Below are 24,691 nucleotides of genomic sequence, written 5' to 3'. Positions count from 1 at the left end.
TCAAACGGCGGATAACCGCGAACGGTTATTCGCCCTACGCCTCGCCCACCTTTCAACCGCCCTTCTTGTCTTCCTCGTCCTCGGCCTTGATCTCTTCCAGGGCCAGTTCCAGGCCCCAGCTGGAGGCTTCCACCGCGGGCGCGGCCGGGGTTGCTGGCTGGGCGCTGGCGGCCTGGGTCTGGGCCGCAGCCGGGTTGTCCCGGTGCAGCTTGAGCTTCAGCCGCAGGTTGTTCGCCGAGTCGGCGTTCTTCACCGCCTCTTCCTCGCTGATCGCGCCTTCCACCGCCAGGTCGAACAGCGCCTGGTCGAAGGTCTGCATGCCCAGGGCGCGGGACTTGTCCATGATCTCCTTGATCGAGCTGAAGTCGCCGCGCTTGATGATGTCGCTGATGGTCGCGGTGCCCAGCAGCACCTCCACCGCGGCGCGGCGCTTGCCGTCCTGGGTGCGCACCAGGCGCTGGGAGACGAAGGCCTTGAGGTTGTTGCCCAGGTCGTTGAGCAGTTGCGGCCGGCGCTCTTCCGGGAAGAAGTTGATGATGCGGTCCAGCGCCTGGTTGGCGTTGTTGGCGTGCAGGGTGGAGATCGCCAGGTGCCCGGTGTCGGCGAAGGCCAGGGCGTGCTCCATGGTCTCGCGGTCGCGGATCTCGCCGATCAGGATCACGTCCGGCGCCTGGCGCAGGGTGTTCTTCAGCGCGGCATGGAAGCTGCGGGTGTCCACCCCCACCTCGCGCTGGTTGATGATCGACTTGCGGTGCCGGTGCACGTACTCGATGGGGTCCTCGATGGTAATGATGTGCCCGCCGCTGTTGCGGTTGCGGTGGTCGATCAGCGCCGCCAGGGAAGTCGACTTGCCCGAGCCGGTGCCGCCGACGAAGAGCACCAGGCCGCGCTTCTCCATCACCACCTTGAGCAGCACCTCGGGCAGCTTCAGGTCTTCGAACAGCGGGATGTCCAGCTTGATGTTGCGCGCGACGATGGACACCTCGTTGCGCTGCTTGAAGATGTTGATGCGGAAGCGCCCGACCCCGGCGACCGAGATCGCCAGGTTCATCTCCAGCTCGCGCTCGAATTCGGCCTTCTGTTCCTCGTCCATGATGGCGTCGGCGATGCGCGCCACGTCGCCGGCCTTCAGCGGTTCGCTGGACAGCGGCTTGAGCACGCCGTTGAACTTGGCGCAGGGCGGCGCGCCGGTGGAAAGGTAAAGGTCGGAACCGTCCTGGCTGGACAGGATCCGCAGCATCGCTTGGATTTCCATCTGTACTGCATCCGCACGCTAGGGGAGGCGCTGCCCACGACAGGCAAGCGCTTGTAGGAATAATCATCAGACTCTAGGTAGGCCGTCAGACAGGCACAATGCCAGCCCCGGAAAAATGCGATGTACGTCACTGCCTCGCGGGCGACCGAGCGGGAGTACAATCGGCCATTTCCTTCAGCCGAGAACCTTCCATGCCCGTCGCCATGGCCCGCCACATCCTGGTCAAGACCGCCGCCGAGGCCGAGCAGCTCAAGCAGCGCCTGGCCAAGGGGGAAGACTTCGCCGCCCTGGCGAAGAAGCATTCCACCTGCCCCTCCGGCAAGCGCGGCGGCGACCTCGGCGAGCTACGCCCCGGGCAACTGGTGCGCAGCGTCGACGCGGTGGTGTTCAAGAAGCCGCTGAACGTCGTCCACGGCCCGGTGAAGAGCCAGTTCGGCTACCATCTGGTGCAGGTCTATTTCCGCGACTGACGCCGGAGAACCCATGACGCCCGACCAGATCGCCCGCTTCTGCCTGCAACTGCCCGGCGCCCGCGAAGACCTCAAGTGGGGCAGCAACCGGGTGTTCTCGGTGGCCGGCAACAAGATGTTCGCCATCCTCGACTTCCTCGACGAGGGCCGCGGCGGCCTGGCCTTCAAGGTCGGCCCGGAACTCTTCCTCGGCTTCGTCGACCGCCCCGGCATCCGCCCCGCGCCCTACCTGGCCCGCGCCCACTGGATCGCCATGCAGCGCCCCTACCCCATGGGCGCCGACGAGTTGCGCGAGGCCCTCACCCGCTCGCACCAGTTGGTGGTCGCCCGCCTGCCCAAGCGCCTGCGCCTGGGCCTGCTGCTGGACCCGGCATGAACCGCCAACTCACCTGGGAAGGCCTGTGGCAGGCCCCGCCGGCCAGTTGGGAGCGCCTGCACCTGCAGGACGGTCGCGCCGACAGCCAGTTGCGCGTGGCCGCCGCCGACGGCCAGCCGCCCTACCAACTGGAATACCGCCTGGAATGGGACACCGACTGGCGCCTGCGCGAGGCCGAGCTGCTGGTGGAGGGCGAACACCTGCAACGCAACCTGGCGCTGCTGGCCGACGGCCAGGGCCGCTGGACGCTGGGTGACGGCACTGCGCTGGCGGAACTGGACGGCTGCCTGGACATCGACATCTGGCCCAGCCCCTTCACCAACACCTTCCCGATCCGCCGCCTGGGCCTGGGCGATGGCCAGTCGGTGGCGCTGGAGGTGGTCTACGTGGAGGCTCCAAGGTTGCAGCCGAGGAAAATGCGCCAGGGTTATACGCGGCAGGATGCCCATCATTATCTGTACCGCAACCTGGAGGGCACGGACTTCCAGGCGTTGCTGGAGGTGGATGGGCTGGGGTTGGTGGTGGATTACCCGACGTTGTTCCGGCGCGTCTGATTCCCCGGTAAGCGCGGAGCCCCCCCCGAACAGGCGCTTCGTGCTCGAATCCGGGGCGCGCCGGGGATCACGGTCAAACGGCGGATAACCGCGAACGGTTATCCGCCCTACGCCAAGCTCACCCGTAACGTAGGGCGTACAACCGTTCGCGGTTGTACGCCGATACACCCGGCTTCGTGCAAACCCCTCAGGTAGTTCGTTAGCTAGCTTTCCTACAAGCCGGCGGCGGTTCATCATGGCGCTCCCCTCTCCCCCCCGCCGTTCGTGTCCATGTCCGCCGATACCGCCATGCCCCGCTCCAACGCCGCCATCACGCTCGAGGTGGTGTCGGTGGTGCTGTTCACCTTCCTCGCCTACCTGACCATCGGCATCCCCCTGGCCGTGCTGCCGGGCTACGTGCATGGCGAGCTGGGCTTCGGCTCGGTGCTGGCCGGGCTGGTGATCAGCGTGCAGTACCTGGCCACCCTGCTCACCCGGCCCTACGCCGGCAAGGTGATCGACAACCTCGGGCCCAAGCGCGCGGTGCTCTACGGCATGCTCGGCTGCGCCGGCAGCGGCCTGCTGATGCTGCTTTCGGTGTGGCTGCAAGGCATGCCGGCGCTGAGCCTGGGCTGCCTGCTGCTCGGCCGGATGATCCTCGGCACCGCCGAGAGCCTGGTGGGCACCGGCGCCATCAGCTGGGGCATCGACCGCGTCGGCTCGCTGCACACCGCCAAGGTGATCTCCTGGAACGGCATCGCCAGCTACGGCGCGCTGGCCGTGGGCGCGCCCTTCGGCGTGCTGCTGGTGCAGGGCCTGGGGCTATGGAGCATGGGCGCGGTGGTGATGCTGCTGGCCGCCATCGGCTTCGCCCTGGCCTGGCCCAAGCGCGCCGCGGCCATCGTCCACGGCGAGCGCCTGCCCTTCCACCACGTGCTCGGCCGCGTGGCGCCCCACGGCACCGGGCTGGCCCTGGGCGGCATCGGCTTCGGCTGCATCGCCACCTTCATCACCCTGTACTACGCCAGCCGCGGCTGGGGCGGCGCGGTGTACTGCCTGAGCGCCTTCGGCGCCTGCTTCATCGGTGCGCGGCTGCTGTTCGCCAACGCCATCAACCGCCATGGCGGCTTCGCCGTGGCCATCGGCTGCCTGCTGGTGGAAAGCCTCGGCCTGCTCCTGCTGTGGCTGGCCCCGGGGCCCTGGTCGGCGCTGGCCGGCGCGGCGCTGACCGGCTTCGGCTTCTCCCTGGTGTTCCCCGCCCTGGGCGTGGAGGCGGTGCGCCTGGTGCCGGCTTCCAGCCGTGGCGCGGCGCTGGGCGCCTACTCGCTGTTCATCGACGTGTCCCTGGGCATCACCGGGCCGGTGGCCGGCGCCATCGCCACTGCCTGGGGCTTCCGTTCGATCTTCCCCTTCGCCTGCGTCGCTGCGCTGCTCGGCTTGGGTCTGAGTCTGTGGTTGCAAAGGCGCAATCGTGAAACGGGCTCGGCCTGAGCGGTGGTGTTGTTCAGTTAAGCGATTCGTTGGTTTGGGGAAGGTGCGCAATGCTGGGTTCGCGCCCTCACCCCGGCCCCCTTCCGGAGGGAGAAGGGGCTGTTCGGGCCACCGGAGCGTCCGGCGTGGCCGGTGAATCCAATCGCGGACGGAGTCCGCTGCTCCACCCACGCCATTCCCATTGTAGGAGCGCGCCCTGCGCGCGATTCGCGGGCAGGGCCCGCTCCTACAGTTTCGCCGTGAGGCATGGCGTATCCCCGTAGGAGCGGACTCTGTCCGCGATAGCCGGACGCATCGGCGCGATTCGCGGATGAGATCCTACACCTCCGGGAAAGCACGTTTTTTCGTAGGATGGCGTTGAGCGAAGCGATACCCATCACCATGGCCCGATGGGTTTCGCAAGCTCAACCCATCCGTTGAGGCGCACCCCGGCGCAGTCGGCAAGACAGTTGCTCCTACGCCCGTGCCTCCCTGTAACCGAGCGGACTCCGTCCGCGATTCGGATTTCCAGAGAAACATCCGCGCACGCCGCCCCCTTCAGAAGGCCGAGCGAAACCGGCGCTCAGGAGGTCATGCCACATGCTCGGGCGGGCCTCCGTGGCGGGGGAGTTTGCGAGGGTAGCCCGGCTCCGTCGGGCCCGTAACCTGCCATCGAAATTCCTGGATTTTATCCACGTTCTGCTATCATCCCGCGCCATCGGGGCCTGTGAGGGGCCTCGAGACATCCAAGAAACGCCAGCACCCACGCGTTGCCAGACCTGGATTGGAGCATCCGGGACGGCAGGCTTTTTTCCACGCTCGGGGGCTGCGAATAAACAGACTGCAGGAAATAACAAAATGACTAACAAAGCGTTCAGTTTGCTTGCATTGGGGATCCTCGCTGCCAGCACCCAGGCCATGGCCGACGACCAGGCAGCCGCCAAGGGCTTCGTCGAAGACAGCCACCTGGACCTGTTCTTCCGCAACGCCTACATGAACCGTGATTACAAGCACGGTCGCGATGACAAGGCCGAGTGGGGCCAGTCGGCCACCGCCACCTTCACCTCCGGCTTCACCCAGGGCACCGTCGGCTTCGGCGTCGACGCCTTCGGCCTGTATGCCCTGCGCCTGGACGGTGGCAAGGGCCGCACCGGCGCCGCCGGCATCGACTTCTTCAAGCAGGACAGCGACGGCAACCCGGCCGACGACCTGGCCCGCGCCGGTGGCGCGGTCAAGGCGCGCATCTCCAACACCGTGATCAAGTACGGTGACCAGATGCCCAGCCTGCCGGTGCTGAGCTACGACAACTCGCGCCTGCTGCCGGAGAGCTACACCGGCACCCTGATCACCTCCAAGGAGATCGACGGCCTGGAGCTGAACGTCGGCAGCTTCACCGAGGAAGCCCGCAAGAGCGCCGAAGGGCGCGACAGCGGCGGCCTGAAGCGCATCGACGTGTACGGCGGCAGCTACAAGTTCACCGACAACTTCAGCGGCTCGCTATACGCCTCGGACAACAAGGACGTGGCGCGCAAGCAGTACATGAACCTGAACTACGTCATCCCGATGCAGGATGCGCAGTCGCTGACCTTCGACTTCAACGGCTACAAGACCAAGCTGAACAAGGACTTCGCCAACCTGAACTTCGGCGGCGACCGCGACAACACCATCTGGAGCCTGGCAGCCACCTACGCCATCGGCGCCCACTCGTTCATGATCGCCCACCAGCGCAACACCGGCGACACCGGCTACAACTACGGCTGGTACCAGAACGCCGGCGGCCTGGGCGACGGCGGCACCACCATCTGGCTGGCCAACTCCTACTGGTCGGACTTCAACGCCGAGGACGAGCGTTCCTGGCAGGCCAACTACAGCATCAACTTCGCTGAGTACGGCATCCCGGGCCTGAGCTACACCGTCGCCTACGTCTACGGCGACAACATCAAGACCTCGCAGACCAACAACGGCCACGAGCGCGAGATCTTCAACCAGGCCAAGTACGTCGTACAGAGCGGCCCGGCCAAGGACCTGTCGGTCAAGCTGCGCGGCTCCTGGGTACGCGTTTCCAACGACGCCCGCGAGTACAACGACGACGGCAACGAAGTGCGCATCTTCGTCGAGTACCCGTTCAGCGTGTTCTGATCGGCTTCGCGACCTGACGTGAACGAAAGCCCCGTGGCACGCGCCACGGGGCTTTTTTCATGGGGCTGTCCCGGCCGTGGCTCAGAAGGCAGCGGAAGCGGCACCGAACAGCGACTGCCGGCTATGCCGCACCGCCAGTCAGAGGTCGCCGATCCGCACCAGCTCGCGCTGCAGCCCGTCGCGCTCCAGGCTGGCGAAGGGCAAGGCGAAGAAGGCCCGGCAGCGTCGCTCGATGTGCGCCAGGGTGGCGCGGAAGGCGTCGTCCAGTTGCGCTTCGTCGCCCTGCGCCGTGGAAGGGTCCTGCAGGCCCCAGTGGGCTTTCAGCGCCGGGCCGAAGTACAGCGGGCAGGCTTCGCCCGCGGCCTTGTCGCAGACGGTGATGACGATGTCCGGCGGGTTGTCCGCGAAGGCGTCGTTGCCCTTGCTGCTCAGGCCTTCGGTGGCGATGCCGGCACGCTCCAGCGTCGCCAGGCTGCGCGGCAGCACCTGTCCGCCGGGAAAGCTGCCGGCGCTCAGCGCCTCGAAGCCTTCCGGGGCCAGGTGGTTGAACAGCGCTTCGGAAAGGATGCTGCGGCAGCTGTTGGCCGTGCACATGAACAGGACTCGCATGCAGAACTCCTCCGCTTCGTGGCGGACGTCAGAGGCTCAGGCGCAGCGCCAGGGCCGAGAGGGTGACGAGCAGGACCGGCAGGGTCAGCAGGATGCCGACCCTGAAGTAGTAGCCCCAGGTGATGCGGATGCCCTTGCGCGCCAGCACGTGCAGCCAGAGCAGCGTGGCCAGGCTGCCGATGGGGGTGATCTTCGGCCCCAGGTCGCAGCCGATGACGTTGGCGTAGATCATCGCCTCGCGGACCACGCCCTCCGCGGCGCTGGCCTGGATCGCCAATGCGCCCACCAGCACACTGGGCATGTTGTTCATCAGCGAGGACAGCGCCGCCGACAGCAGGCCGGTGCCCAGGGCCGCGGCCCACACGCCCTGCCCCGCCAGGCCGTCCAGCAGGCGGGTGAGGAAGTCGGTGAGGCCGGCGTTCTTCAGGCCGTAGACCACCAGGTACATGCCCAGGGAGAACACCACCACCTGCCAGGGCGCCTCGCGCAGCACCCGGCGGGTGGAGATCACATGGCCGCGGGCGGCGACGGCGAAGAGCACCGCCGCGCACAGCGCCGCCACCGCGCTGACCGGGATGCCCAGCGGCTCCAGGGCGAACAGCCCGAGCAGCAGCGCCAGCAGCATCCAGGCGCCGACCGCGAAGGTGGCCGGGTCGCGGATCGCCTCCCGCGGCGCCGGCAGTTGGCCCACGGCATAGCGCTGCGGCAGGTCGCGGCGGAAGAACAGGTACAGCGCCAGCAGCGTCGCGGCGACGCTGGCCAGGTTCACCGGCACCATCACCGCGGCGTACTCGGCGAAGCCCAGGCCGAAATAGTCGGCGGAAACGATGTTCACCAGGTTCGACACCACCAGCGGCAGGCTGGCGGTGTCGGCGATGAAGCCGGCGGCCATGACGAAGGCCAGGGTCGCCGCCGGCGAGAAGCGCAGCGCCAGCAGCATGGAGATGACGATGGGGGTGAGGATCAGCGCCGCCCCGTCGTTGGCGAACAGCGCGGAAACGGCGGCGCCCAGCAGCACGCAGAAGGCGAACAGGCGCCGGCCGCTGCCGCCCGCCCAACGCGCCACGTGCAGCGCCGCCCAGGCGAAGAAGCCGGCCTCGTCCAGCAGCAGGCTGATGACGATGACCGCGATGAAGGTGGCGGTGGCGTTCCAGACGATGGCCCAGACGGTGGGGATGTCGTGCAGCGACACCACGCCCAGGGCCAGGGCGACCAGCGCGCCGGCGCTGGCGCTCCAGCCGACGCCCAGCCCCCTGGGCTGCCAGATGACGAGGACGAGGGTGAACAGGAAGACGGCAGCGGCGAGCAGCATCGAGGCGGGTTCCGGGAGGGGTTCAGCAGCAGCTGGCGCGCACGGGGCGGCCATCCATGTCGCGCAGGCGGGCGGCGCTTTCCTTCAGCCAGTCGGCGCTGGCCTGCAGGGTGACGCGCAGCACCTCGTGGACCCAGACGGGCAGCGCCGGGTTGAGGCGGTAGTACACCCACTGCCCCTGGCGGCGGTCGAGCAGCAGCCCGGCAGCACGCAGCTGCGCCAGGTGGCGGCTGACCTTGGGCTGGCTGTCGCCCAGCGCGCACATCAGCTCGCAGACGCACAGCTCGCCCTGCTCGGCGATCAGCAGGGTGGCGCGGGCGCGGGTCTCGTCGGCCAGGCACTTGAAGACTTCGGGGGGCGCGATCATCGGGGGCACCAGAACATATGGAAAACCGAATATACGGATTTCCATATGTTAACGACAACTCCGGGCGCGCCTTCAAACGCCCCCGGCGGTTGCCGCCGAGGGCCCCCGCCTTGCGTCAGGCCAGCAGGTCTTCGTAGAAGGCCCCGTAGGGCTTGTGCGGGTGGGCGATCTGGATTTCCAGGATCCACAGCCCGCCGTTGGGGTGCTCGGCGTAGTTGCCCAGGTCGCCGGCGCGGTAGATGGCGTGGGGGAAGTCGCTGACGCGGTGGCCCTTGATGTCCAGGTTGAGCTTCCAGCCCAGCGCCTCGGCCTGGGCATGGGCGAAGTCGTACAGCGCCACGCCGCTGCAGCGGGTGTCGCGCCAGTGCGCCTCGACGCGCTGGAACAGCTCCCTGGCCGCCGCCGCGCAGGCCGCCATCTCGGCGTCGTCGCCGACCACGAAGGTGGCCCCGGCGTCGCCTTCGTGGCCGCGCCAGACCACGCCCATGTCGATGAAGAAGATGTCGTTCGCGCCCAGAACTGGGTCGCCGTCGGAGCGTTGCTTGAAGGTCTTCAGGGTGTTGGCGCCGAAGCGAATCAGCAGCGGGTGCCAGATGCGCTCCATGCCCAGCTCGGCCAGCACCTGCTTGCCGATGGCGGTGGCCTCGGACTCGCTCATCCCCGGGCGGATGGCCGCGGCGATGGCCTCCACGGCCTCCCAGGTGCGGGCCTGGGCGTATTTCATCAGTTCCGGCGCATAGTTCGCGCCCACGGCTTCCTTGGCGTACACGGCGGTATTCATTCGGGCAGTCTCTGCGGAGTCCTCGGGGTTTCGCTGTATAGAATTGTGCATAGCGAACCCCGGATGCAACCCGCACGGGGTGGACAGCACGCCGCCCGGCTGACAGGCTCTGCCCTTGGCCGGTGCCGAACCCCGTGCCGGCAGCCAGACACCCACGCTCGACGGGAGAAACCCTGCCCATGCACTTCGATCTGCTCCAGGTCCTCAGCCTCGCCGGCAAATTGGACGTTCCCAACGACGACCGCATCGGCTGCGCCGAGCGGCATGCCTGGGTCATCGACGGGGCGACCGACCTCGGCGAACCGGGCCTGCTGGGCGAGCGCGGCGGCGCCGCCTGGCTGGCCGCGTCCGCGCACCGCGCCTTCGCCACGGCCTCCGGCAAGCTGGCGAACCTGTGCGAAAGCGTCTTCGACGCGGTCGCCGACGACTATCGGCGCGACCGCCGCCGCGAACCGGTCGCCGCCTGGGAACTGCCGCGCGCCTCGTTCGCTGCGGTGGCGATAGAGGGCGACAGCCTCGCCTGCGGCTTCCTCGGCGATTGCGTGGTCATCCATCGCAGCGCCACCGGCGTGGCCTTCCTGACACCCGTGCCGGACCGCGCGGAGGAGCTCGCAGAAGCCGCCGCCCTCGGCCCTGGCGCTGGTGCCGGCGGCGTACGCACGCCTCACGTGCTGGCCGACCGCCGCTCCGCCCGCGAACGTCCCCGGGCCGTGCTGGGCGTGGATGCCGCCCAGGCCAGGGCAGACCTGCGCCAGGCCCGCGCGCCCCTGGCCCGGGGTGACGACCTGCTGCTGATGAGCGACGGTTTCGCCGCGCTGCTCGACACCTACGGCGCCTACGATGCCGCCGGCCTGGTCGCGCGCGTGCTCGAACACGGCCTGGGGCCGCTGGCGGAAGAACTGCGCGGTATCGAGCAGGACGACGCAGCCTGCCTGCGCTACCCGCGCTTCAAGGCCAGCGACGACGCCTCGGCGATCTGGCTGCGGGTCGGCTAGGCGGGCGGCATGATGCGCCTGCTGCCCTGAGCTACCTGGCGAACAGCTGGCCGATGTCCTTGAACGCCTTGAACTCCAGGGCGTTGCCGCAGGGGTCGAGGAGGAACATGGTCGCCTGCTCGCCCACCTGGCCCTTGAAGCGCACGTAGGGCTCGATCACGAAGCGCACGTCGAACGAACGCAGGCGCTCGGCCAGCGCTTCCCACTGCTCCCAATCCAGCACGATGCCGAAGTGCGGCACCGGCACGTCGTGGCCGTCCACCGGGTTGCAGTGGGCGTTTTCCTGGGGCGCGGTGCGCGGGTGCTCGTGGATCACCAACTGGTGGCCATAGAAGTCGAAGTCCACCCACTGGTCGCTGGAGCGGCCCTCCTCCAGGCCGAACACCTCGCCGTAGAAACGGCGGGCGGCGGGCAGGTCGTGGACGGGGATGGCGAGGTGGAAGGGGCGAAGGCTCATGGGTGGCTCCTGGCGGTGGCGTGGGATGCTTTCAGCCTAGGCCAATCGTCAGCACGGTTCCGACAGCGGTAGCGACGTGTCGGAGTCCAGGCTGTCCGCCCAGTCCTGGACGGCCTGATGATCGATCACCCGGCCGGCATCCACATCGGCCAGGGCCTCGCGGGTCAGGCGGCTACGCGCGGCGGTTTCGTCCACGCGCGCCGCCGGTTCGACGGGAACCTGGGCGGTGACAGAGCGGGTCTTGCCGGTGGTGGCCATGCCAATTGCCTCCTGCTCAGACAGAGTCGTTTCGATTGAAGATCGATCGTAACCAATAAAGGCAAAGCATCAAGCGCCCCCTACAGGCGAGGGAAATGCTTAGTCCTATAAGTGCTTAATAAATGAAAACTCAGTATTTATGGTTCTAACATTGCCCCGGCTAGGCTAGCCCCATCCTTCACCGCAGTTCCCTGAGGAGTCGCCATGGACCGCACCGACAACGTCATCGACCTCGCCCGCTACCGCACCCGCCGCCAGGCGCGGCGCATGGCCGAGCTGATGTGGGCGATGTACGCGAGCCGCGCCGGCTTCGGCGCCGCCCAGTGGGTGCAGCAGCGCGACAACGGCATCCGCGAGGCCTGAACGTGGGCCTGCCGCTTTCCAGCGACGCCACCGAGGCGGGCCTCGAAACCGCCCCGGCGGCGGCCGACGACCCCATCGGCCAGCGCGTGGCCCACAACCTGCTGCGCCTGCGCGGCAAGCGCAACCTGTCCCTGGACGGTCTGGCCCGGTTGTCCGGGGTAAGCCGGGCGATGCTGGCGCAGATCGAATCCGGGCGCAGCGTTCCCTCGATCAAGGTGCTGTGCAAGATCGCCCAGGGCCTGAAGGTCTCGGTGGCGGCCTTCCTCGACGACCGCGCCTTCGACGGCGTGGCCCTGCTGCCGGCGCGCGAGAGCAAGCGCCTGGTCAGCGGCGACGGCGCCTTCGTCAGCCGCGCGCTGTTCCCCTTCGACGTCTCGCGCCAGGTGGAATTCTACGAACTGCGCCTGGCCGGCCTGGCCACCGAGCACTCCGCCGGCCACGCCCCCGGCACCCAGGAAAACCTGGTGGTGGCCCAGGGTGTGCTGGAGATCGCGGTGAACGAAGAACGCTTCCTGCTCGGCACCGGCGACTCCATCCTGTTCTACGCCGACCAGCCGCACAGCTACCGCAACCCGGCCGACAGCGAGGCCGTGGCCTACCTGGTGACCACCTACGCCGAACGCCTGGACTGAGGCGGCGCAAAGCAAAAGGCCCGGCGGGTTTCCCCACCGGGCCTTTCTCGTTCAGCGCGCCGCGGTCAGCAGGTGCAGCACATCATCGGCATGCCGTTGCAGCTCATCATCATCGGCATGCCGCATTCCATCATCTTGTTCATCAGCATGCAGCAGTTCTTGAACATCTCCATGTTCATGCCCTGCATCGGCATCATCTTGCACATCATGGCGTCGCCCTGCATGGAGCACTCCATCATGCACTTCATCGACGGCATGGGCATGCCCATCACCATCGGCATCATGTTCATCATGCCCATCATCGGCATCATCGCCATGCCGGTCTGGGACATGCACATCATCGACATGTTGCCGCAGTGCATCATCATCGGCATGCCGCAGTTCATCATCATCGCCATCATTTCCGCGTTGTTGCGGAACATGGCCGCGTCCATGCCCATGGCCGGCATCATCTTGCACATCATGCCGTCGTCCTGCATTTCGCACTGCATGGTCGCCATCATCATCGGCATGCCCATCATGGGCATCATCGGGTTGGCGTTCATCGGCATCTGCATTGCATTCATCATGGTGGAACTCCCTGAACTGGACGGAATGGGTAACTGCTGATGGGGCCGATTCTAGGGAGGCTGGCGAGCCGGACAAGCTGGCGGCCCAGCGCCGGTTCGCTTCGCCCGCCACGGCGAAACGCCCGGTGCCGCGGAGCCTTTCGGCGTGATGACGACGGATTCGACGTCACGGCAGCGACAGTTGCTCAAGCGGCAGGGAAAACCACGGGATGGATATGCATTCCAGTGCTTAGCAAATAACTGTAGTGAATAAAGAGTCTAAGCCCCGACCACTTTAGCGACTGCCCTGCCCCGCGCCGAAATGCTCTTCGTAGGATGGGTTGAGCTTGCGAAACCCATGCGGCCGTGGCGATGGCGTTTCTCCGCACCTTGTAGGAGCAACTGTCTTGCCGGCTGCGCCGAGGTGCTCTTCGTAGGATGGGTTGAGCTTGCGAAACCCATGCGGTCACTGTGATGGGTATCGCTTCGCTCAACCCATCCTACGGGGCTTCCCTGGAACTGGAGCGGATTCATCCGCGATTCCGCCGGCAGGGCGGACAAGGCCCAGGCCGACCTCGGCGCCGCCGGGGTTCCCCGCTAAACGGCGGATAACGCGGAGCGTTATTCGCCCTACGTGTGCGCCACGAGGCACGGCATGTCCCCGTAGGATGGCGTTTCTCCTGCGCCAGCAGGAGCCAGCTGTCCGTAGACCAACAGCGATCCAGCAATCTGTCCGCCCAGCAACAGCGCGCCACCGCCCGCAGCTCGCCAGGCCCCGCGCCACGGCGCCTGTGTCGCTGGCATGGGGCTTGCCTGACAGCCGCTAGCGCTTCAACGGCTCCCACTGCGAATCCCACGCCCGCATCCCTGCGCGGCGTCGGCGCCTTCCGCGAGCGTTCGCCCCATTCCAACAAGACTCCCCGCCACGCGTGCACCCATGGGGCCCTGCCCCTTTCGACGATGGCAACGAGGACACATCATGAGTCTGGATATCTTCTGGTTCCTGCCCACCTCCGGCGACACCCGCTACCTGGGCCATTCCGACAGCGGCCGCCCGGCGACCAACGAATACATGCGGCAGATCGCCGTGGCCGCCGACCAGCTCGGCTACGACGGCCTGCTGATCCCCACCGGCGCCAGCTGCCTCGACCCCTGGGTGACCGCCGCCAGCCTGGTGCCGGTGACGCGGCGCATCAAGCTGCTGGTGGCGCTGCGCACTTCCCTGGGCAACCCCACCGCTTCGGCGCGCCAGGCAGCCACCCTTGACCAGGCCAGCGGCGGCCGCCTGCTGCTCAACGTGGTGCCCGGCGGCGACGCCACCGAGCTGGCCGCCGACGGCGTCTTCTATTCCCACGACGAACGCTACGAGGCCTCCGACGAGTTCCTCGGCATCTGGCGGCGCCTGCTCGGCGGCGAGACCGTCGACCACGACGGCAAGCACCTGCAGGTGCGCGGCGCGCAGAACTTCTTCCCGCCCGTGCAGAAGCCCTACCCGCCGCTGTACTTCGGCGGCTCCTCGCCCGCCGCCCACGAGCTGGCGGCCAGGCACGTGGACGCCTACCTGACCTGGGGCGAGCCGCCGGCGGCGGTGGCCGAGAAGATCGCCGACGTGCGCCAGCGCGCCGCGCGCCATGGCCGCACGGTGCGCTTCGGCGTGCGCCTGCACGTGATCGTCCGCGAGACCAACGAGAAGGCCTGGGCCGCCGCCGAGGAGCTGATCAGCCACCTGGACGACGCCACCATCGCCGCGGCCCAGGCCAACTACGCGAAGATGGACTCCGAAGGCCAGCGGCGCATGGCCGCGCTGCACGGCGGCGACCGCAGGCGCCTGGAAGTCGCCCCCAACCTGTGGGCCGGCGTCGGCCTGGTGCGCGGCGGCGCCGGCACTGCGCTGGTCGGTGACCCGCAGACGGTGGCGGCGCGCCTGCTGGAGTATGCGGCGCTGGGCGTGGACAGCTTCGTGCTGTCCGGCTACCCGCACCTGGAAGAGGCCTACCGCTTCGCCGAACTGGTGTTCCCGCTGCTGCCGGGCAAGGGCCGGGTGACGGTGGACGGCGTGGTCACCGGCGGCGCCTTCGACGTGCGCGCGGGGCAAGGCAAGGAGCACGCGGCCTGACCGCGCCTCGACGAGCGTAGGCGCCCACCCGGGCGCAGGGGGCTATCCTGAAGCGGTGACCTTCAGGAAAAGACGAGGAGAGAGCGATGAGCGACCATCCATCGTCCCCGCCCGGCCCCGACCTCGCCCAGGGCGTGCCCCTGGCGGACGTCATCGAAGGCAGCCCGCTCGCCGGCCACGTCGGCGGCGAAGCGGCGCTGCTGGTGCGCCAGGCCGGGCAGCTGTACGCCATAGGCGCCACCTGCCCGCACTACGGCGCGCCCCTGGCCGAGGGCCTGGTCGACGGCGACACCCTACGCTGCCCCTGGCACCACGCCTGCTTCCGCCTGCACGACGGGCGCCTGCTCGCCCCGCCGGCGCTGGACGACCTGCCGCGCTGGCAGGTGGACTGCCGCGACGGAAAGGCCTACGTCGGCACGCCCCTGCCCGCAGCCCCGGCGGACCTGCCGGCCAATGCGCAGGCACCGGCCTCGGTGGTGATCATCGGCGGCGGCGCCGCCGGCAACGCGGCGGCCCTCGGCCTGCGCCACGAGGGCTACGACGGGCCCATCACCCTGCTCAGCGCCGACCCGGCGGCCCCCTACGACCGGCCCAACCTGTCCAAGGACTACCTGGCCGGCAGCGCCGACCCCGCCTGGCTACCGCTGCGTTCGGCGGACTTCTATACCAGTCAGCGCATCGAGCTGCGCTGCAACACCCGCGTCAGCCACATCGACACGGCGCACAAGAAGCTGACCCTGGCCAGCGGCGAGGAACTGGACTACGGCGCCCTGGTGCTGGCCACCGGCTCGGCGCCGGCGCGCCTGGACGTGCCCGGCGCCGACCTGCCCCACGTCCGCGTGCTGCGCAGCCTCGCCGACTGCGACGAGCTGATCGCCCGCTGCGCCACGGCCCGCCGCTGCGTGGTGGTCGGCGCCGGCTTCATCGGCCTGGAAGTGGCCGCCTCGCTGCGCAGCCGCGGCCTGGACGTGCAGATAGTGGCGCCGGGCGCGCGGCCCATGGAGAACGTCTTCGGCGAGGCCCTGGGCGACATGCTCCGGGCCCTGCACGAAGCCCACGGCGTGGGCTTCCATTTCGGCGCCGAGGTCAAGGCGATCGAGGCGCAGCAGGTCAGGCTGTCCACTGGCGGCACGCTGCCGGCGGACCTGGTGGTGATCGGCATCGGCGCCCGCCCCGAGCTGGAGCTGGCCCGCGACGCCGGCCTGAAGCTGGACAAGGGCGTGCTGGTTGACGCCTGGCTGCGCACCAGCGCCGCGGACGTCTATGCCGTGGGCGACATCGCCCGCTGGCCGGACGCCCGCAGCGGCGAGGCGATCCGCGTGGAGCACTGGGCGGTCGCCGAGCGCCAGGGCATGGCGGCGGCGCGCAACATCCTCGGCCACGCCCAGCGCTTCACCGCGGTGCCCTTCTTCTGGACGCACCAGTACGACACCACCATCGACTACGTCGGCCACGCGCAGCGCTGGGACCGCGTGGACATCGACGGCGACCCCGCCGCCCACGACTGCCGGGTGACCTACTGGCGCGACGGCAAGGCGCTCGCCGTCGCCACCGTGGGGCGCGACGGGCAGAGCCTGGAGGCCGAGGCCGCCTTCGAGAAACAGACGCCCGGCTGACGGGCGGCCCGCCGGCGCGAAACGACCCGCCATGCAAGGACAGGCCCACCTATGAGATAATCCGCGGCCTGTCCGGCATGTCCCCCGCCCTTCAAGCGCAAAAGCCTGGACATCGCGTCCAGATGCTGCCCTTCGCGCACGTCCGCTGGATTCCCCCGGCGCCCATGTCAACGGACCCGGAAAGCCAACATTGGTATCGAATCGGTATCGGCCCGCTGCCAGACCGGCCCAGCGGCTCGCCAGTCATTGATAGGTAAAACTTTGATTTCCACAGCGAACATCACCATGCAGTTCGGCGCCAAGCCGCTGTTCGAGAACGTTTCCGTCAAGTTCGGCAACGGCAACCGCTACGGCCTGATCGGCGCCAACGGTTGCGGCAAGTCCACCTTCATGAAGATCCTCGGCGGCGAGCTGGAGCCCTCCTCCGGCCAGGTCATGCTGGAAAACGGCGTGCGCCTGGGCAAGCTGCGCCAGGACCAGTTCGCCTACGAGGACTTCTCGGTGATCGACACCGTGATCATGGGCCACGAGGAACTGTGGAAGGTCAAGGCCGAGCGCGACCGCATCTACTCGCTGCCGGAAATGAGCGAGGACGACGGCATGGCCGTGGCCGAGCTGGAAGTGCAGTTCGCCGAGTTCGACGGCTACACCGCCGAGTCCCGCGCCGGCGAGCTGCTGCTGGGCCTGGGCATTCCCCTGGAGCAGCACTTCGGCCCGATGAGCGCCGTGGCCCCGGGCTGGAAGCTGCGCGTGCTGCTGGCCCAGGCGCTGTTCTCCGACCCGGACCTGCTGCTGCTCGACGAGCCGACCAACCACCTGGACATCAACACCATCCGCTGGCTGGAAAACGTCATCACGGCGCGCAACAGCACCATGATCATCATTTCCCACGATCGTCACTTCCTGAACAGCGTCTGCACCCACATGGCCGACCTGGACTACGGCGAGCTGCGCCTGTTCCCGGGCAACTACGACGAGTACATGACCGCCGCCGAACAGGCCCGCGAGCGCCTGCTGTCGGACAACGCCAAGAAGAAGGCGCAGATCGCCGAGCTGCAGACCTTCGTCAGCCGCTTCTCGGCCAACGCCTCCAAGGCCAAGCAGGCCACCAGCCGCGCGCGCCAGATCGACAAGATCCAGCTGGAAGAGGTCAAGCCGTCCAGCCGCGTCAGCCCGTTCATCCGCTTCGAGCAGTTCAAGAAGCTGCACCGCCAGGCGGTGACGCTGGAGAAAGTCAGCCAGGGCTTCGACGGCGTGCCCCTGTTCAAGAACCTGAGCCTGCAGGTGGAAGCCGGCGAGCGCATCGCCATCATCGGCCCCAACGGCATCGGCAAGACCACCCTGCTGCGCACCCTGGTCGGCGAGATGCCGCCGCAGACCGGCGAAGTGAAGTGGACCGACAGCGCCGAGGTCGGCTACTTCGCCCAGGACCACGCCGAGGACTTCGAGGACGACTACAACCTGTTCGACTGGATGGCCCAGTGGACCCAGGGCGGCGAGCAACTGGTGCGCGGCACCCTCGGGCGCATGCTGTTCTCCAACGACGACATCAAGAAGTCGGTGAAGGTCATCTCCGGTGGCGAGCAGGGCCGCATGCTGTTCGGCAAGCTGATCCTGAAGAAGCCCAACGTGCTGGTGATGGACGAACCGACCAACCACCTGGACATGGAGTCCATCGAGGCGCTCAACCTGGCCCTGGAGAACTACCCGGGCACACTGATCTTCGTCAGCCACGACCGCGAGTTCGTGTCCTCCCTGGCCACCCGCATCATCGAGCTGTCGGAGAACGGCGTGACCGACTTCAGCGGCAGCTACGACGACTACCTGCGCAGCCAGGGCGTGATCGTCTGATGCCCCCCGCAGGGGGTGCCGCGCCGGCATCCCCTGCCCCGCCCTCTCCGCAACGCCCTTCCCCACCGTCGATCCGCCGCCCCGCACGCCTGCGAAATTGGCGCGTACCCTGCAAGGATGTCCGCACCGCGGCGGCCGGCCGCGCCCAGGCGCCCGGCAACGCCCGATCCAGAGGCTGCGTTGGGGGTGGAGAGCACCATGTTGGGGCGATTCGTCTGTTGCGTTGTGCTACTGATCTTCTCACTGGCGGCCGGCGCCGAAACGCTGAGCGTCGGCTTCCATCGCCTGACCCTCGACGACCCGCTGGACCACCAGCCGATGCGCGCCATCGCCTTCTACCCGACGCGGGCGCCAACCGCCCCCACCACCCTCGGCCCGTTCACCCTGCCGCTGGCCGAGGAAGCCCCGGCGGTGGCCGGGCGCCACCCGCTGCTGGTCGTCTCCCACGGCAACGGCGGCACCCCGCTGGCCCTGCGCGACCTGGTGCTGGCCCTGGCCCGGCGCGGCTTCGTGGTGGTCACCCTGCTGCACCCCGGCGACAACCTCCACGACCAGAGCCGCCTGGGCGCCCTGAGCAACCTCTACGGCCGTCCGCTGCAGGTCTCCGAAGCCATCAGCGCGGCCCTGGCCGACGAGCGCCTGGCGCCGCTGCTCGATCCCCGGCGCATCGGCGTGATCGGCTACTCCGCCGGCGGCGAGACGGCGCTGATCCTCGCCGGCGCCCAACCGCGCCTGGAGCGCCTGCGCCGCTACTGCACGCAACGCCCGGACGACCGCGACGCCTGCAGCGCCGGCGGCGAGCTGCTGGCCGACCGCAACGACCTGGCGCCCATGGCCGACCCGCGGGTGGGCGCGGTGATGCTGCTGGCGCCGCTGGGGCTGATGTTCGGCAGCCGCGAACTGGCCGACGTGAACGTCCCGGTGCTGATCTACAGCGGCGACGCCGACAAGGTGCTGGACTGGACGCGCAACGCCGCCGCCCTGGCCCGCAAGCTGCCGCGCAGCGCCGACTTCCACGTGCTGCTGGGCGCCGGCCACTTCGTCTTCATGGCCCCCTGCAACGAAGAGGAAACCGCCGCCACCCCGGGCCTGTGCAAGGACGCCGAAGGGGTGGACCGGGTGGCCATTCATCGCCACCTGATCGGCGATGCGCAGCGCTTCTTCGACGAGGCGCTGGAACCGGAGCAGGTGCAGGCGACGTTGCGCTGAGGTGCTCTTCGTAGGATGGGTTGAGCTTGCGATACCCATGCTGCCGTGGTGATGGGTATCGCTTCGCTCAACCCATCCTACGGGGCTTTCCTGGAACTGTAGGAGCGGGCCCTGCCCGCGAATCGCGCGCAGGGCGCGCTCCTACATGGGAATGGCGCGGGTGGGGCAGCGTAGGAGCGGATCTCATCCGCGAACCGCGCCGGGACGTCCGGCTATCGCGGACAAGGTCCGCTCCTACGCCCGTGCTTCCTGTAGAGCAACTGTCTTGCGCCGAGGTGCTCTTCGTAGGATGGGTTGAGCTTGCGATACCCATGCTGCCGTGGTGATGGGTATCGCTTCGCTCAACCCATCCTACGGGGCTTTCCTGGAACTGTAGCGGGCCCTGCCCGCGAATCGCGCGCAGGGCGCGCTCCTACAGGGGAATGGCGCGGGTGGGGCAGCGTAGCGGATCTCATCCGCGAACCGCGCCGGAACATCCGGCCATCGCGGACAAGGTCCGCTCCTACGCCCGTGCTTCCTGTAGGAGCAACTGTCTTGCGCCGAGGTGTTCTTCGTAGGATGGGTTGAGCTTGCGATACCCATGCTGCCGTGGTGATGGGTATCGCTTCGCTCAACCCATCCTACGGGGCTTTCCTGGAACTGTAGGAGCGGGCCCTGCCCGCGAATCGCGCGCAGGGCGTGCTCCTACATGGGAATGGCGCGGGTGGGGCAGCGTAGGAGCGGATCTCATCCGCGAACCGCGCCGGAACATCCGGCCATCGCGGACAAAGGTCCGCTCCTACGCCCGTGCTTCCTGTAGAGCAACTGTCTTGCGCCGAGGTGCTCTTCGTAGGATGGGTTGAGCTTGCGATACCCATGCTGCCGTGGTGATGGGTATCGCTTCGCTCAACGCCATCCTACGAAAAGCCGTGCTTCCTGGAACCGTAGGAGCGGACTCCGTCCGCGATTCTCTCAAGCCCTACGACCACCCATACCGCCGCGCGAACCAGCCCTTCACTGCCTGGGTCAGCCCCATGTAGCCCAGCAGGATCGCCACCAGCCACGGCCAGTAGCCCGCCGGCAGCGGCTGCATGTGGAAGTAGCGCGCCAGCGGCCCCATGGGCAGGAAGATCGCCAGCGCGCCTATGCCCGCGGTCATCGCCAGCAGCGGCCAGGAGGCGCGGCTCTGCAGGAAGGGGATGCGCCGGGTGCGGATCATGTGCACCACCAGCAGCTGCGAGAGCAGCCCCTCGACGAACCAGCCGGACTGGAACAACGCCTGGTGGGCCGGGGCGTTGGCGCCGAATACGTGCCAGAGCACCAGGAAGGTGGTGATGTCGAAGATCGAGCTCAACGGCCCGAAGAACACCATGAAGCGCCCCAGGCCGTCGGGGTTCCACTGCTGCGGGCGGCTCAGCTGTTCGGCGTCCACGCCGTCGAAGGGGATGGCGATCTGCGAGATGTCGTACAGCAGGTTCTGCACCAGCAGTTGCATCGGCAGCATCGGCAGGAACGGGATGAAGGCGCTGGCCACCAGCACGCTGAACACGTTGCCGAAGTTGGAGCTGGCGGTCATGCGGATGTACTTGAGCATGTTGGCGAAGGTGCGCCGCCCTTCCACCACGCCCTCCTCCAGCACCATCAGGCTCTTTTCCAGGAGGATCAGGTCGGCCGCTTCCTTGGCGATGTCCACCGCCGAGTCCACCGAAATGCCGATGTCCGCGCTGCGCAGCGCCGGGGCGTCGTTGATGCCGTCGCCGAGGAAGCCCACCACGTGGCCGCGCTCGCGCAGCACGCGGACCAGGCGCTCCTTGTGCGTCGGCGTCAGCTTGGCGAACAGCGTGGTGCGCTCGGCCAGTTCGCCCAGCTCGGCGTCGGCGATGTCGTCCAGCTGCGGGCCCAGCAGCACGCCGTCCACCTGCAGGCCGACGTCGCGGCAGACCTTCAGCGTCACCCGCTCGTTGTCGCCGGTCAGCACCTTCACCGCCACGCCGTTGGCGGCCAGGGCGCGCAGGGCCGGCGCGGTGGTTTCCTTGGGCGGGTCGAGGAAGGCGATGTAGCCGTCCAGGCACAGCCCCTGCTCGTCGGCCAGGCCGTAGGTGTCGCGGTTGGTCGGCAGCTCGCGGGTGGCCACCGCGACCACCCGCAGGCCGTCCTGGTTAAGCGCCTCAGCCACCGCGCGGATGCACGCCAGGCGTTCGCCGGTCAGCGGTTCGACGCGCTCCTGCTCGCGCACCGAGGTACACACCGCCAACACTTCCTCCAGGGCGCCCTTGCAGATCAGCAGGTGGTGGTCGTCGCGCTCGCTGACCACCACCGACATGCGCCGGCGGGCGAAGTCGAAGGGGATTTCGTCGACCTTGCGGTAGCGGCTGTCCACCCGCAGCGCCTGGCGCAGCTCCACGTGCTCGAGCACGGCCACGTCCAGCAGGTTCTTAAGCCCCGTCTGGTAGTGGCTGTTGAGGAAGGCCAGCTGCAGCACCCGGTCCTCCACCTCGCCGAAGGCGTCGGTATGGCGTTCCAGGACGATGCGGTCCTGGGTCAGGGTGCCGGTCTTGTCGGTGCAGAGGATGTCCATGGCGCCGAAGTTCTGGATGGCGTCCAGGCGCTTGACGATGACCTTGCGCCGGCTCAGCGCCACCGCGCCCTTGGCCAGGGTCGAGGTGACGATCATCGGCAGCATTTCCGGGGTCAAGCCCACGGCGATGGACAGCGCGAACAGCGCCGCCTGCAGCCAGTCGCCCTTGGTGAAGCCGTTGAGCAGCAGGACGATGGGCGCCATCACCAGCATGAAGCGGATCAGCAGCCAGCTGACCTTGTTGACCCCGGCCTGGAAGGCGGTGGGCGTGTGGTCGCTGGCGATCACCCGTTCGGCCAGGGAGCCGAAGTAGGTCTGCGCGCCGGTGCCGACCACCACCGCGCGGGCCGAGCCGCTGACCACGGTGGTGCCCATGAAGCACAGGCTGTCGCGCTCCAGCGGGTTGCCCTGGCGGGCGTCGCGGACCTGGGCGAACTTCTCCACCGGCAGCGACTCGCCGGTGAGCGCCGCCTGGCTGACGAACAGGTCCTTGGCGCTGAACAGGCGCACGTCCGCCGGCACCATGTCGCCGGCCGACAACCACAGCACCTCGCCGGGCACCAGCTGGCGGATCGGCACCTCCAGGCGCTGCGCCGCGCCCTGCCCGCCCTCGGGGTAGCGGAACACGGTGGCGGTGTTGCTGACCATGGCCTTGAGCTGTTCGGCGGCATCGTTGGAGCGTTTCTCCTGGACGAAGCGCAGCAGCGTGGAAATGCCCACCATGGCGCCGATCACCACCGCCGCCTCGCTGTCGCCGGTGAACAACGACACCAGCGCCAGCACGCTCAGCAGCAGGTTGAAGGGGTTGCAGTAGCACAGCCACAGGTGCCGCCACCAGGGCATCGGGCGCTCCTGGTCGACCTCGTTGAGCCCGACGCTCTCCCGCCGCTCGGCGGCCTCGGCCTCGCTCAGGCCCTCGCGGCGGCTGCCCAGGCGCTCGAACAGCGCCTGCGGCTCCAGCACCGACCATTCCAGCATGCCCTGGGTCAGCTGCGCCGGCGCCTGGCGCCCGGCCGCCGAGCCGCGCAGCAGGTCGAGCAGCACCAGCCGGCGCAGCTGCCGGGCGGGCAGGCCCTTGTTGAGGAACTCCAGCAGGTGGGTCCTGATCTGTTCGAAACGCATGGCGACTCCCCGATCACTGCCGCCCTGACCGGCGGCAGCGGGAGTCTGCGAGGAGTTCCTTAAGGTGCCATGAAGGCGCGGCCGGCGGCCCTCAGGTCCACCAGTAGCGCACCGCGTGGAAGAAGATCGGCGCGGCGAAACACACCGAGTCCAGCCGGTCGAGCATGCCGCCGTGGCCCTCGATCATGTGCCCCCAGTCCTTGACTCCGCGGTCGCGCTTGATCGCCGACATCACCAGGCCGCCGAAGAAGCCCAGCACGTTCAGCAACAGCGCCATCAACAACGCCTGCCAGGGCGCGAAGGGGGTGATCCAGTAGAGCGCGGTGCCGATCCCAGTGGCCAGCGCCACGCCGCCGACGAAGCCTTCCACGGTCTTCGACGGCGACAGGTTGGGGGCTATCCTGCGTCTGCCGAACAGCTTGCCGCACACGTACTGCAGCACGTCGGAGAGCTGCACCACTATCACCAGATAGGCGATCAGCAGCAGGTTGCGGCCCTCGAAGCCGGGTATGTCCAGGGTCAGCAGCGCCGGCACGAAGGAAATGCAGTACACCGCCAGCATCAGCCCCCACTGCACCTTGGAGGCGCGTTCGAGGAAGTGCTTGGCGTCGCCGCCCAGCGAGGCCAGGATCGGCAGCAGGAGGAACACGTAGACCGGGATGAAGATGGAGAACATCCCGTACCAGTCGATGGCGATCAGCAGGTATTGCATCGGCAGCACGAAGTAGAACGCCGCCACTAGTGCCGGGTAGTCGCTGCGCCGGGTCGGCATCAAGGTCATGAATTCACGCAGCGCGTAGAACGACACGCCATAGAACAGCAGGATCACCGCCCAGTTGCCAAGGGCGAAGGCGCAGCCGATCACCGCGACCATGGTCCACCAGGCCTTGATCCGCGCATTGAGGTTGTCGATCACCGCGTGTGGCCCGGGAGCCGCGCGCCGGCGCAGGACGGTACCGATTATCGAAGCGCCGAGGAGGATCGCGCCGATGCCGGCAAACAACAGCCAGGTCTGCCCGTCCATTTCAGTGCCCCTCCGCCGGCGCCAGGACCAGCAGCGCCTCGCGGGCGCGCTCGAGGAAAGCCTCCTTGGCCTCGTCGGCCTGCGCCGCCAGCGGCGTGCCGAAGCTCAGGGTGCACAGCAGCGGCAACGGCAGCGCACGGCCCTTGGGCATCACCCGGTTGAGGTTGGCGATCCACACCGGCACCAGCTCCACCTGCGGATGTGCGCGGGAAAGGTGGTAGATGCCGCTCTTGAACGGCAGCAGGCGCACCTCGTCGTCCAGGTTGCGCGTGCCCTCGGGGAACAGGATCAGCGAGTCGCCGGCGGCCAGCGCGCGTTCGATCGGCGCCAGCGGGTTGCCATCGGCTTCGCTGCGCTGGCGCTCGATGAGCACGCCGTTGAACACCCGGTTGATGACGAAGCCGCGCAGGCCGGGCTTGCCCCAATAGTCGGCGCCGGCCACCGGCCGGGTACGCGGGCGCAGCTCCGGCGGCAACGAGGCCCAGAGCAGGACGAAGTCGCCATGGCTGCTGTGGTTGGCATAGTAGATGCGTTGTACCGCCTTCGGCGTGGTGCCCAGCCACAGGCTGCGCAGGCCGGTGACCGTGCGGGCGCTGGCAATGATGGCGTAGGCGAGGAGTTTTTCCAGCAT

At 68.2% G+C, this 24,691-nt stretch carries 23 protein-coding genes; 12 read left to right on the top strand and 11 right to left on the bottom strand.

Going from position 1 to position 24,691, the window contains the following annotated elements; all coding sequences use genetic code 11:
• Nucleotides 1-52 precede the first annotated feature (52 nt).
• On the bottom strand, nt 53-1,255 hold the full coding sequence (locus tag IG194_RS26425; RefSeq protein ID WP_176707187.1) for a PilT/PilU family type 4a pilus ATPase: 1,203 nt from the start codon (nt 1,253-1,255) through the stop codon (nt 53-55).
• A 191-nt stretch (nt 1,256-1,446) separates the two neighbouring features.
• Between IG194_RS26425 and IG194_RS26420 the strand changes: the two genes are divergently transcribed.
• The 5 genes from IG194_RS26420 to IG194_RS26400 all read left to right on the top strand — a co-directional run bounded on the left by IG194_RS26420 (nt 1,447) and on the right by IG194_RS26400 (nt 6,243).
• Nucleotides 1,447-1,725, top strand: a complete 279-nt coding sequence (locus tag IG194_RS26420; protein WP_009619516.1) for a peptidylprolyl isomerase — start codon at nt 1,447-1,449, stop codon at nt 1,723-1,725.
• A gap of 13 nt (nt 1,726-1,738) precedes the next feature.
• The gene (locus tag IG194_RS26415) at nt 1,739-2,101 is read left to right on the top strand and encodes an MmcQ/YjbR family DNA-binding protein (protein ID WP_009619514.1); all 363 of its coding nucleotides are present in this window, start codon (nt 1,739-1,741) and stop codon (nt 2,099-2,101) included.
• Nucleotides 2,098-2,655 carry a putative glycolipid-binding domain-containing protein gene (locus IG194_RS26410; protein WP_058489210.1) on the top strand — a complete coding sequence of 186 codons (558 nt, stop codon included), beginning with the start codon at nt 2,098-2,100 and terminating at the stop codon, nt 2,653-2,655. Before IG194_RS26415 ends, IG194_RS26410 begins: the two co-directional genes overlap by 4 nt.
• Before the next feature lie 270 nt (nt 2,656-2,925).
• Entirely contained in the window at nt 2,926-4,125 is a 1,200-nt protein-coding gene (locus IG194_RS26405; protein ID WP_082996363.1) for an MFS transporter, read from the top strand.
• 837 nt (nt 4,126-4,962) lie between these two features.
• Nucleotides 4,963-6,243: an OprD family porin gene (locus tag IG194_RS26400; protein ID WP_058489209.1), complete on the top strand. Its 1,281-nt coding sequence runs from the start codon at nt 4,963-4,965 to the stop codon at nt 6,241-6,243.
• 138 nt (nt 6,244-6,381) lie between these two features.
• Here IG194_RS26400 and IG194_RS26395 read toward each other — a convergent pair whose 3' ends face one another.
• The 4 genes from IG194_RS26395 to IG194_RS26380 form a co-directional block, all read right to left on the bottom strand.
• Nucleotides 6,382-6,852: an arsenate reductase ArsC gene (locus IG194_RS26395; protein WP_058489208.1), complete on the bottom strand. Its 471-nt coding sequence runs from the start codon at nt 6,850-6,852 to the stop codon at nt 6,382-6,384.
• Nucleotides 6,853-6,880: 28 nt separating this feature from the next.
• Entirely contained in the window at nt 6,881-8,164 is a 1,284-nt protein-coding gene (locus IG194_RS26390; RefSeq protein ID WP_058489207.1) for an arsenic transporter, read from the bottom strand.
• A gap of 22 nt (nt 8,165-8,186) precedes the next feature.
• A complete protein-coding gene (locus IG194_RS26385; protein WP_058489206.1) occupies nt 8,187-8,531 on the bottom strand; it encodes a metalloregulator ArsR/SmtB family transcription factor in 345 nt (114 codons plus the stop codon).
• 115 nt (nt 8,532-8,646) lie between these two features.
• The gene (locus IG194_RS26380; protein ID WP_058489205.1) at nt 8,647-9,312 is read right to left on the bottom strand and encodes a M24 family metallopeptidase; all 666 of its coding nucleotides are present in this window, start codon (nt 9,310-9,312) and stop codon (nt 8,647-8,649) included.
• Between the two features lie 179 nt (nt 9,313-9,491).
• Here IG194_RS26380 and IG194_RS26375 point away from each other — a divergent pair, with 179 nt between their 5' ends.
• The gene (locus IG194_RS26375) at nt 9,492-10,307 is read left to right on the top strand and encodes a protein phosphatase 2C domain-containing protein (protein ID WP_009619485.1); all 816 of its coding nucleotides are present in this window, start codon (nt 9,492-9,494) and stop codon (nt 10,305-10,307) included.
• Between the two features lie 31 nt (nt 10,308-10,338).
• On the opposite strand, the gene IG194_RS26370 is transcribed toward IG194_RS26375, so the two are convergent.
• Nucleotides 10,339-10,764: a VOC family protein gene (locus IG194_RS26370; RefSeq protein WP_058489204.1), complete on the bottom strand. Its 426-nt coding sequence runs from the start codon at nt 10,762-10,764 to the stop codon at nt 10,339-10,341.
• Between the two features lie 48 nt (nt 10,765-10,812).
• Nucleotides 10,813-11,022: a hypothetical protein gene (locus IG194_RS26365; RefSeq protein ID WP_058489203.1), complete on the bottom strand. Its 210-nt coding sequence runs from the start codon at nt 11,020-11,022 to the stop codon at nt 10,813-10,815.
• 204 nt (nt 11,023-11,226) lie between these two features.
• Between IG194_RS26365 and IG194_RS26360 the strand changes: the two genes are divergently transcribed.
• The gene (locus IG194_RS26360; RefSeq protein WP_009619479.1) at nt 11,227-11,385 is read left to right on the top strand and encodes a hypothetical protein; all 159 of its coding nucleotides are present in this window, start codon (nt 11,227-11,229) and stop codon (nt 11,383-11,385) included.
• 8 nt (nt 11,386-11,393) lie between these two features.
• Nucleotides 11,394-12,017, top strand: a complete 624-nt coding sequence (locus IG194_RS26355) for a helix-turn-helix domain-containing protein (protein WP_058489755.1) — start codon at nt 11,394-11,396, stop codon at nt 12,015-12,017.
• A 65-nt stretch (nt 12,018-12,082) separates the two neighbouring features.
• On the opposite strand, the gene IG194_RS26350 is transcribed toward IG194_RS26355, so the two are convergent.
• On the bottom strand, nt 12,083-12,586 hold the full coding sequence (locus tag IG194_RS26350) for a hypothetical protein (protein ID WP_082996365.1): 504 nt from the start codon (nt 12,584-12,586) through the stop codon (nt 12,083-12,085).
• 958 nt (nt 12,587-13,544) lie between these two features.
• On the opposite strand from IG194_RS26350, the gene ssuD reads away from it, so the two are divergent.
• The 4 genes from ssuD (at nt 13,545) to IG194_RS26330 (ending at nt 19,357) form a co-directional block, all read left to right on the top strand.
• Complete coding sequence (ssuD, locus tag IG194_RS26345; protein ID WP_058489201.1) at nt 13,545-14,681, top strand: FMNH2-dependent alkanesulfonate monooxygenase; 1,137 nt, start codon at nt 13,545-13,547, stop codon at nt 14,679-14,681.
• An 86-nt stretch (nt 14,682-14,767) separates the two neighbouring features.
• Complete coding sequence (locus IG194_RS26340; RefSeq protein ID WP_058489200.1) at nt 14,768-16,297, top strand: FAD-dependent oxidoreductase; 1,530 nt, start codon at nt 14,768-14,770, stop codon at nt 16,295-16,297.
• A 261-nt stretch (nt 16,298-16,558) separates the two neighbouring features.
• Nucleotides 16,559-18,148, top strand: a complete 1,590-nt coding sequence (locus IG194_RS26335; RefSeq protein WP_024128333.1) for an ABC-F family ATPase — start codon at nt 16,559-16,561, stop codon at nt 18,146-18,148.
• Nucleotides 18,149-18,346: 198 nt separating this feature from the next.
• On the top strand, nt 18,347-19,357 hold the full coding sequence (locus tag IG194_RS26330) for an alpha/beta hydrolase family protein (RefSeq protein WP_009619468.1): 1,011 nt from the start codon (nt 18,347-18,349) through the stop codon (nt 19,355-19,357).
• Nucleotides 19,358-20,315: 958 nt separating this feature from the next.
• Here the strand turns inward: IG194_RS26330 and mgtA are convergent.
• From mgtA to IG194_RS26315, 3 genes are all read right to left on the bottom strand, one after another.
• Nucleotides 20,316-23,036, bottom strand: coding sequence for a magnesium-translocating P-type ATPase (gene mgtA, locus IG194_RS26325; RefSeq protein ID WP_058489199.1), 2,721 nt, complete (start codon nt 23,034-23,036; stop codon nt 20,316-20,318).
• A gap of 91 nt (nt 23,037-23,127) precedes the next feature.
• Nucleotides 23,128-24,060: a phosphatidate cytidylyltransferase gene (locus tag IG194_RS26320; protein WP_058489198.1), complete on the bottom strand. Its 933-nt coding sequence runs from the start codon at nt 24,058-24,060 to the stop codon at nt 23,128-23,130.
• Between the two features lies 1 nt (nt 24,061).
• The gene (locus IG194_RS26315) at nt 24,062-24,691 is read right to left on the bottom strand and encodes a lysophospholipid acyltransferase family protein (RefSeq protein WP_058489197.1); all 630 of its coding nucleotides are present in this window, start codon (nt 24,689-24,691) and stop codon (nt 24,062-24,064) included.

This window comes from Pseudomonas sp. ADPe (genome assembly GCF_014843515.1).
Classification (GTDB): domain Bacteria; phylum Pseudomonadota; class Gammaproteobacteria; order Pseudomonadales; family Pseudomonadaceae; genus Pseudomonas; species Pseudomonas citronellolis.
This window is presented reverse-complemented; position numbering and strand designations above follow the sequence as displayed.

What these genes read in the sequence shown, in the direction of transcription:
- IG194_RS26425 (WP_176707187.1), bottom strand. Translation starts at nt 1,255, where the DNA reads ATGGAAATCCAAGCGATGCTGCGGATCCTGTCCAGCCAGGACGGTTCC.
- IG194_RS26420 (WP_009619516.1), top strand. Translation starts at nt 1,447, where the DNA reads ATGCCCGTCGCCATGGCCCGCCACATCCTGGTCAAGACCGCCGCCGAG.
- IG194_RS26415 (WP_009619514.1), top strand. Translation starts at nt 1,739, where the DNA reads ATGACGCCCGACCAGATCGCCCGCTTCTGCCTGCAACTGCCCGGCGCC.
- IG194_RS26410 (WP_058489210.1), top strand. Translation starts at nt 2,098, where the DNA reads ATGAACCGCCAACTCACCTGGGAAGGCCTGTGGCAGGCCCCGCCGGCC.
- IG194_RS26405 (WP_082996363.1), top strand. Translation starts at nt 2,926, where the DNA reads ATGTCCGCCGATACCGCCATGCCCCGCTCCAACGCCGCCATCACGCTC.
- IG194_RS26400 (WP_058489209.1), top strand. Translation starts at nt 4,963, where the DNA reads ATGACTAACAAAGCGTTCAGTTTGCTTGCATTGGGGATCCTCGCTGCC.
- IG194_RS26395 (WP_058489208.1), bottom strand. Translation starts at nt 6,852, where the DNA reads ATGCGAGTCCTGTTCATGTGCACGGCCAACAGCTGCCGCAGCATCCTT.
- IG194_RS26390 (WP_058489207.1), bottom strand. Translation starts at nt 8,164, where the DNA reads ATGCTGCTCGCCGCTGCCGTCTTCCTGTTCACCCTCGTCCTCGTCATC.
- IG194_RS26385 (WP_058489206.1), bottom strand. Translation starts at nt 8,531, where the DNA reads ATGATCGCGCCCCCCGAAGTCTTCAAGTGCCTGGCCGACGAGACCCGC.
- IG194_RS26380 (WP_058489205.1), bottom strand. Translation starts at nt 9,312, where the DNA reads ATGAATACCGCCGTGTACGCCAAGGAAGCCGTGGGCGCGAACTATGCG.
- IG194_RS26375 (WP_009619485.1), top strand. Translation starts at nt 9,492, where the DNA reads ATGCACTTCGATCTGCTCCAGGTCCTCAGCCTCGCCGGCAAATTGGAC.
- IG194_RS26370 (WP_058489204.1), bottom strand. Translation starts at nt 10,764, where the DNA reads ATGAGCCTTCGCCCCTTCCACCTCGCCATCCCCGTCCACGACCTGCCC.
- IG194_RS26365 (WP_058489203.1), bottom strand. Translation starts at nt 11,022, where the DNA reads ATGGCCACCACCGGCAAGACCCGCTCTGTCACCGCCCAGGTTCCCGTC.
- IG194_RS26360 (WP_009619479.1), top strand. Translation starts at nt 11,227, where the DNA reads ATGGACCGCACCGACAACGTCATCGACCTCGCCCGCTACCGCACCCGC.
- IG194_RS26350 (WP_082996365.1), bottom strand. Translation starts at nt 12,586, where the DNA reads ATGATGAATGCAATGCAGATGCCGATGAACGCCAACCCGATGATGCCC.
- ssuD (WP_058489201.1), top strand. Translation starts at nt 13,545, where the DNA reads ATGAGTCTGGATATCTTCTGGTTCCTGCCCACCTCCGGCGACACCCGC.
- IG194_RS26340 (WP_058489200.1), top strand. Translation starts at nt 14,768, where the DNA reads ATGAGCGACCATCCATCGTCCCCGCCCGGCCCCGACCTCGCCCAGGGC.
- IG194_RS26330 (WP_009619468.1), top strand. Translation starts at nt 18,347, where the DNA reads ATGTTGGGGCGATTCGTCTGTTGCGTTGTGCTACTGATCTTCTCACTG.
- mgtA (WP_058489199.1), bottom strand. Translation starts at nt 23,036, where the DNA reads ATGCGTTTCGAACAGATCAGGACCCACCTGCTGGAGTTCCTCAACAAG.
- IG194_RS26320 (WP_058489198.1), bottom strand. Translation starts at nt 24,060, where the DNA reads ATGGACGGGCAGACCTGGCTGTTGTTTGCCGGCATCGGCGCGATCCTC.
- IG194_RS26315 (WP_058489197.1), bottom strand. Translation starts at nt 24,691, where the DNA reads ATGCTGGAAAAACTCCTCGCCTACGCCATCATTGCCAGCGCCCGCACG.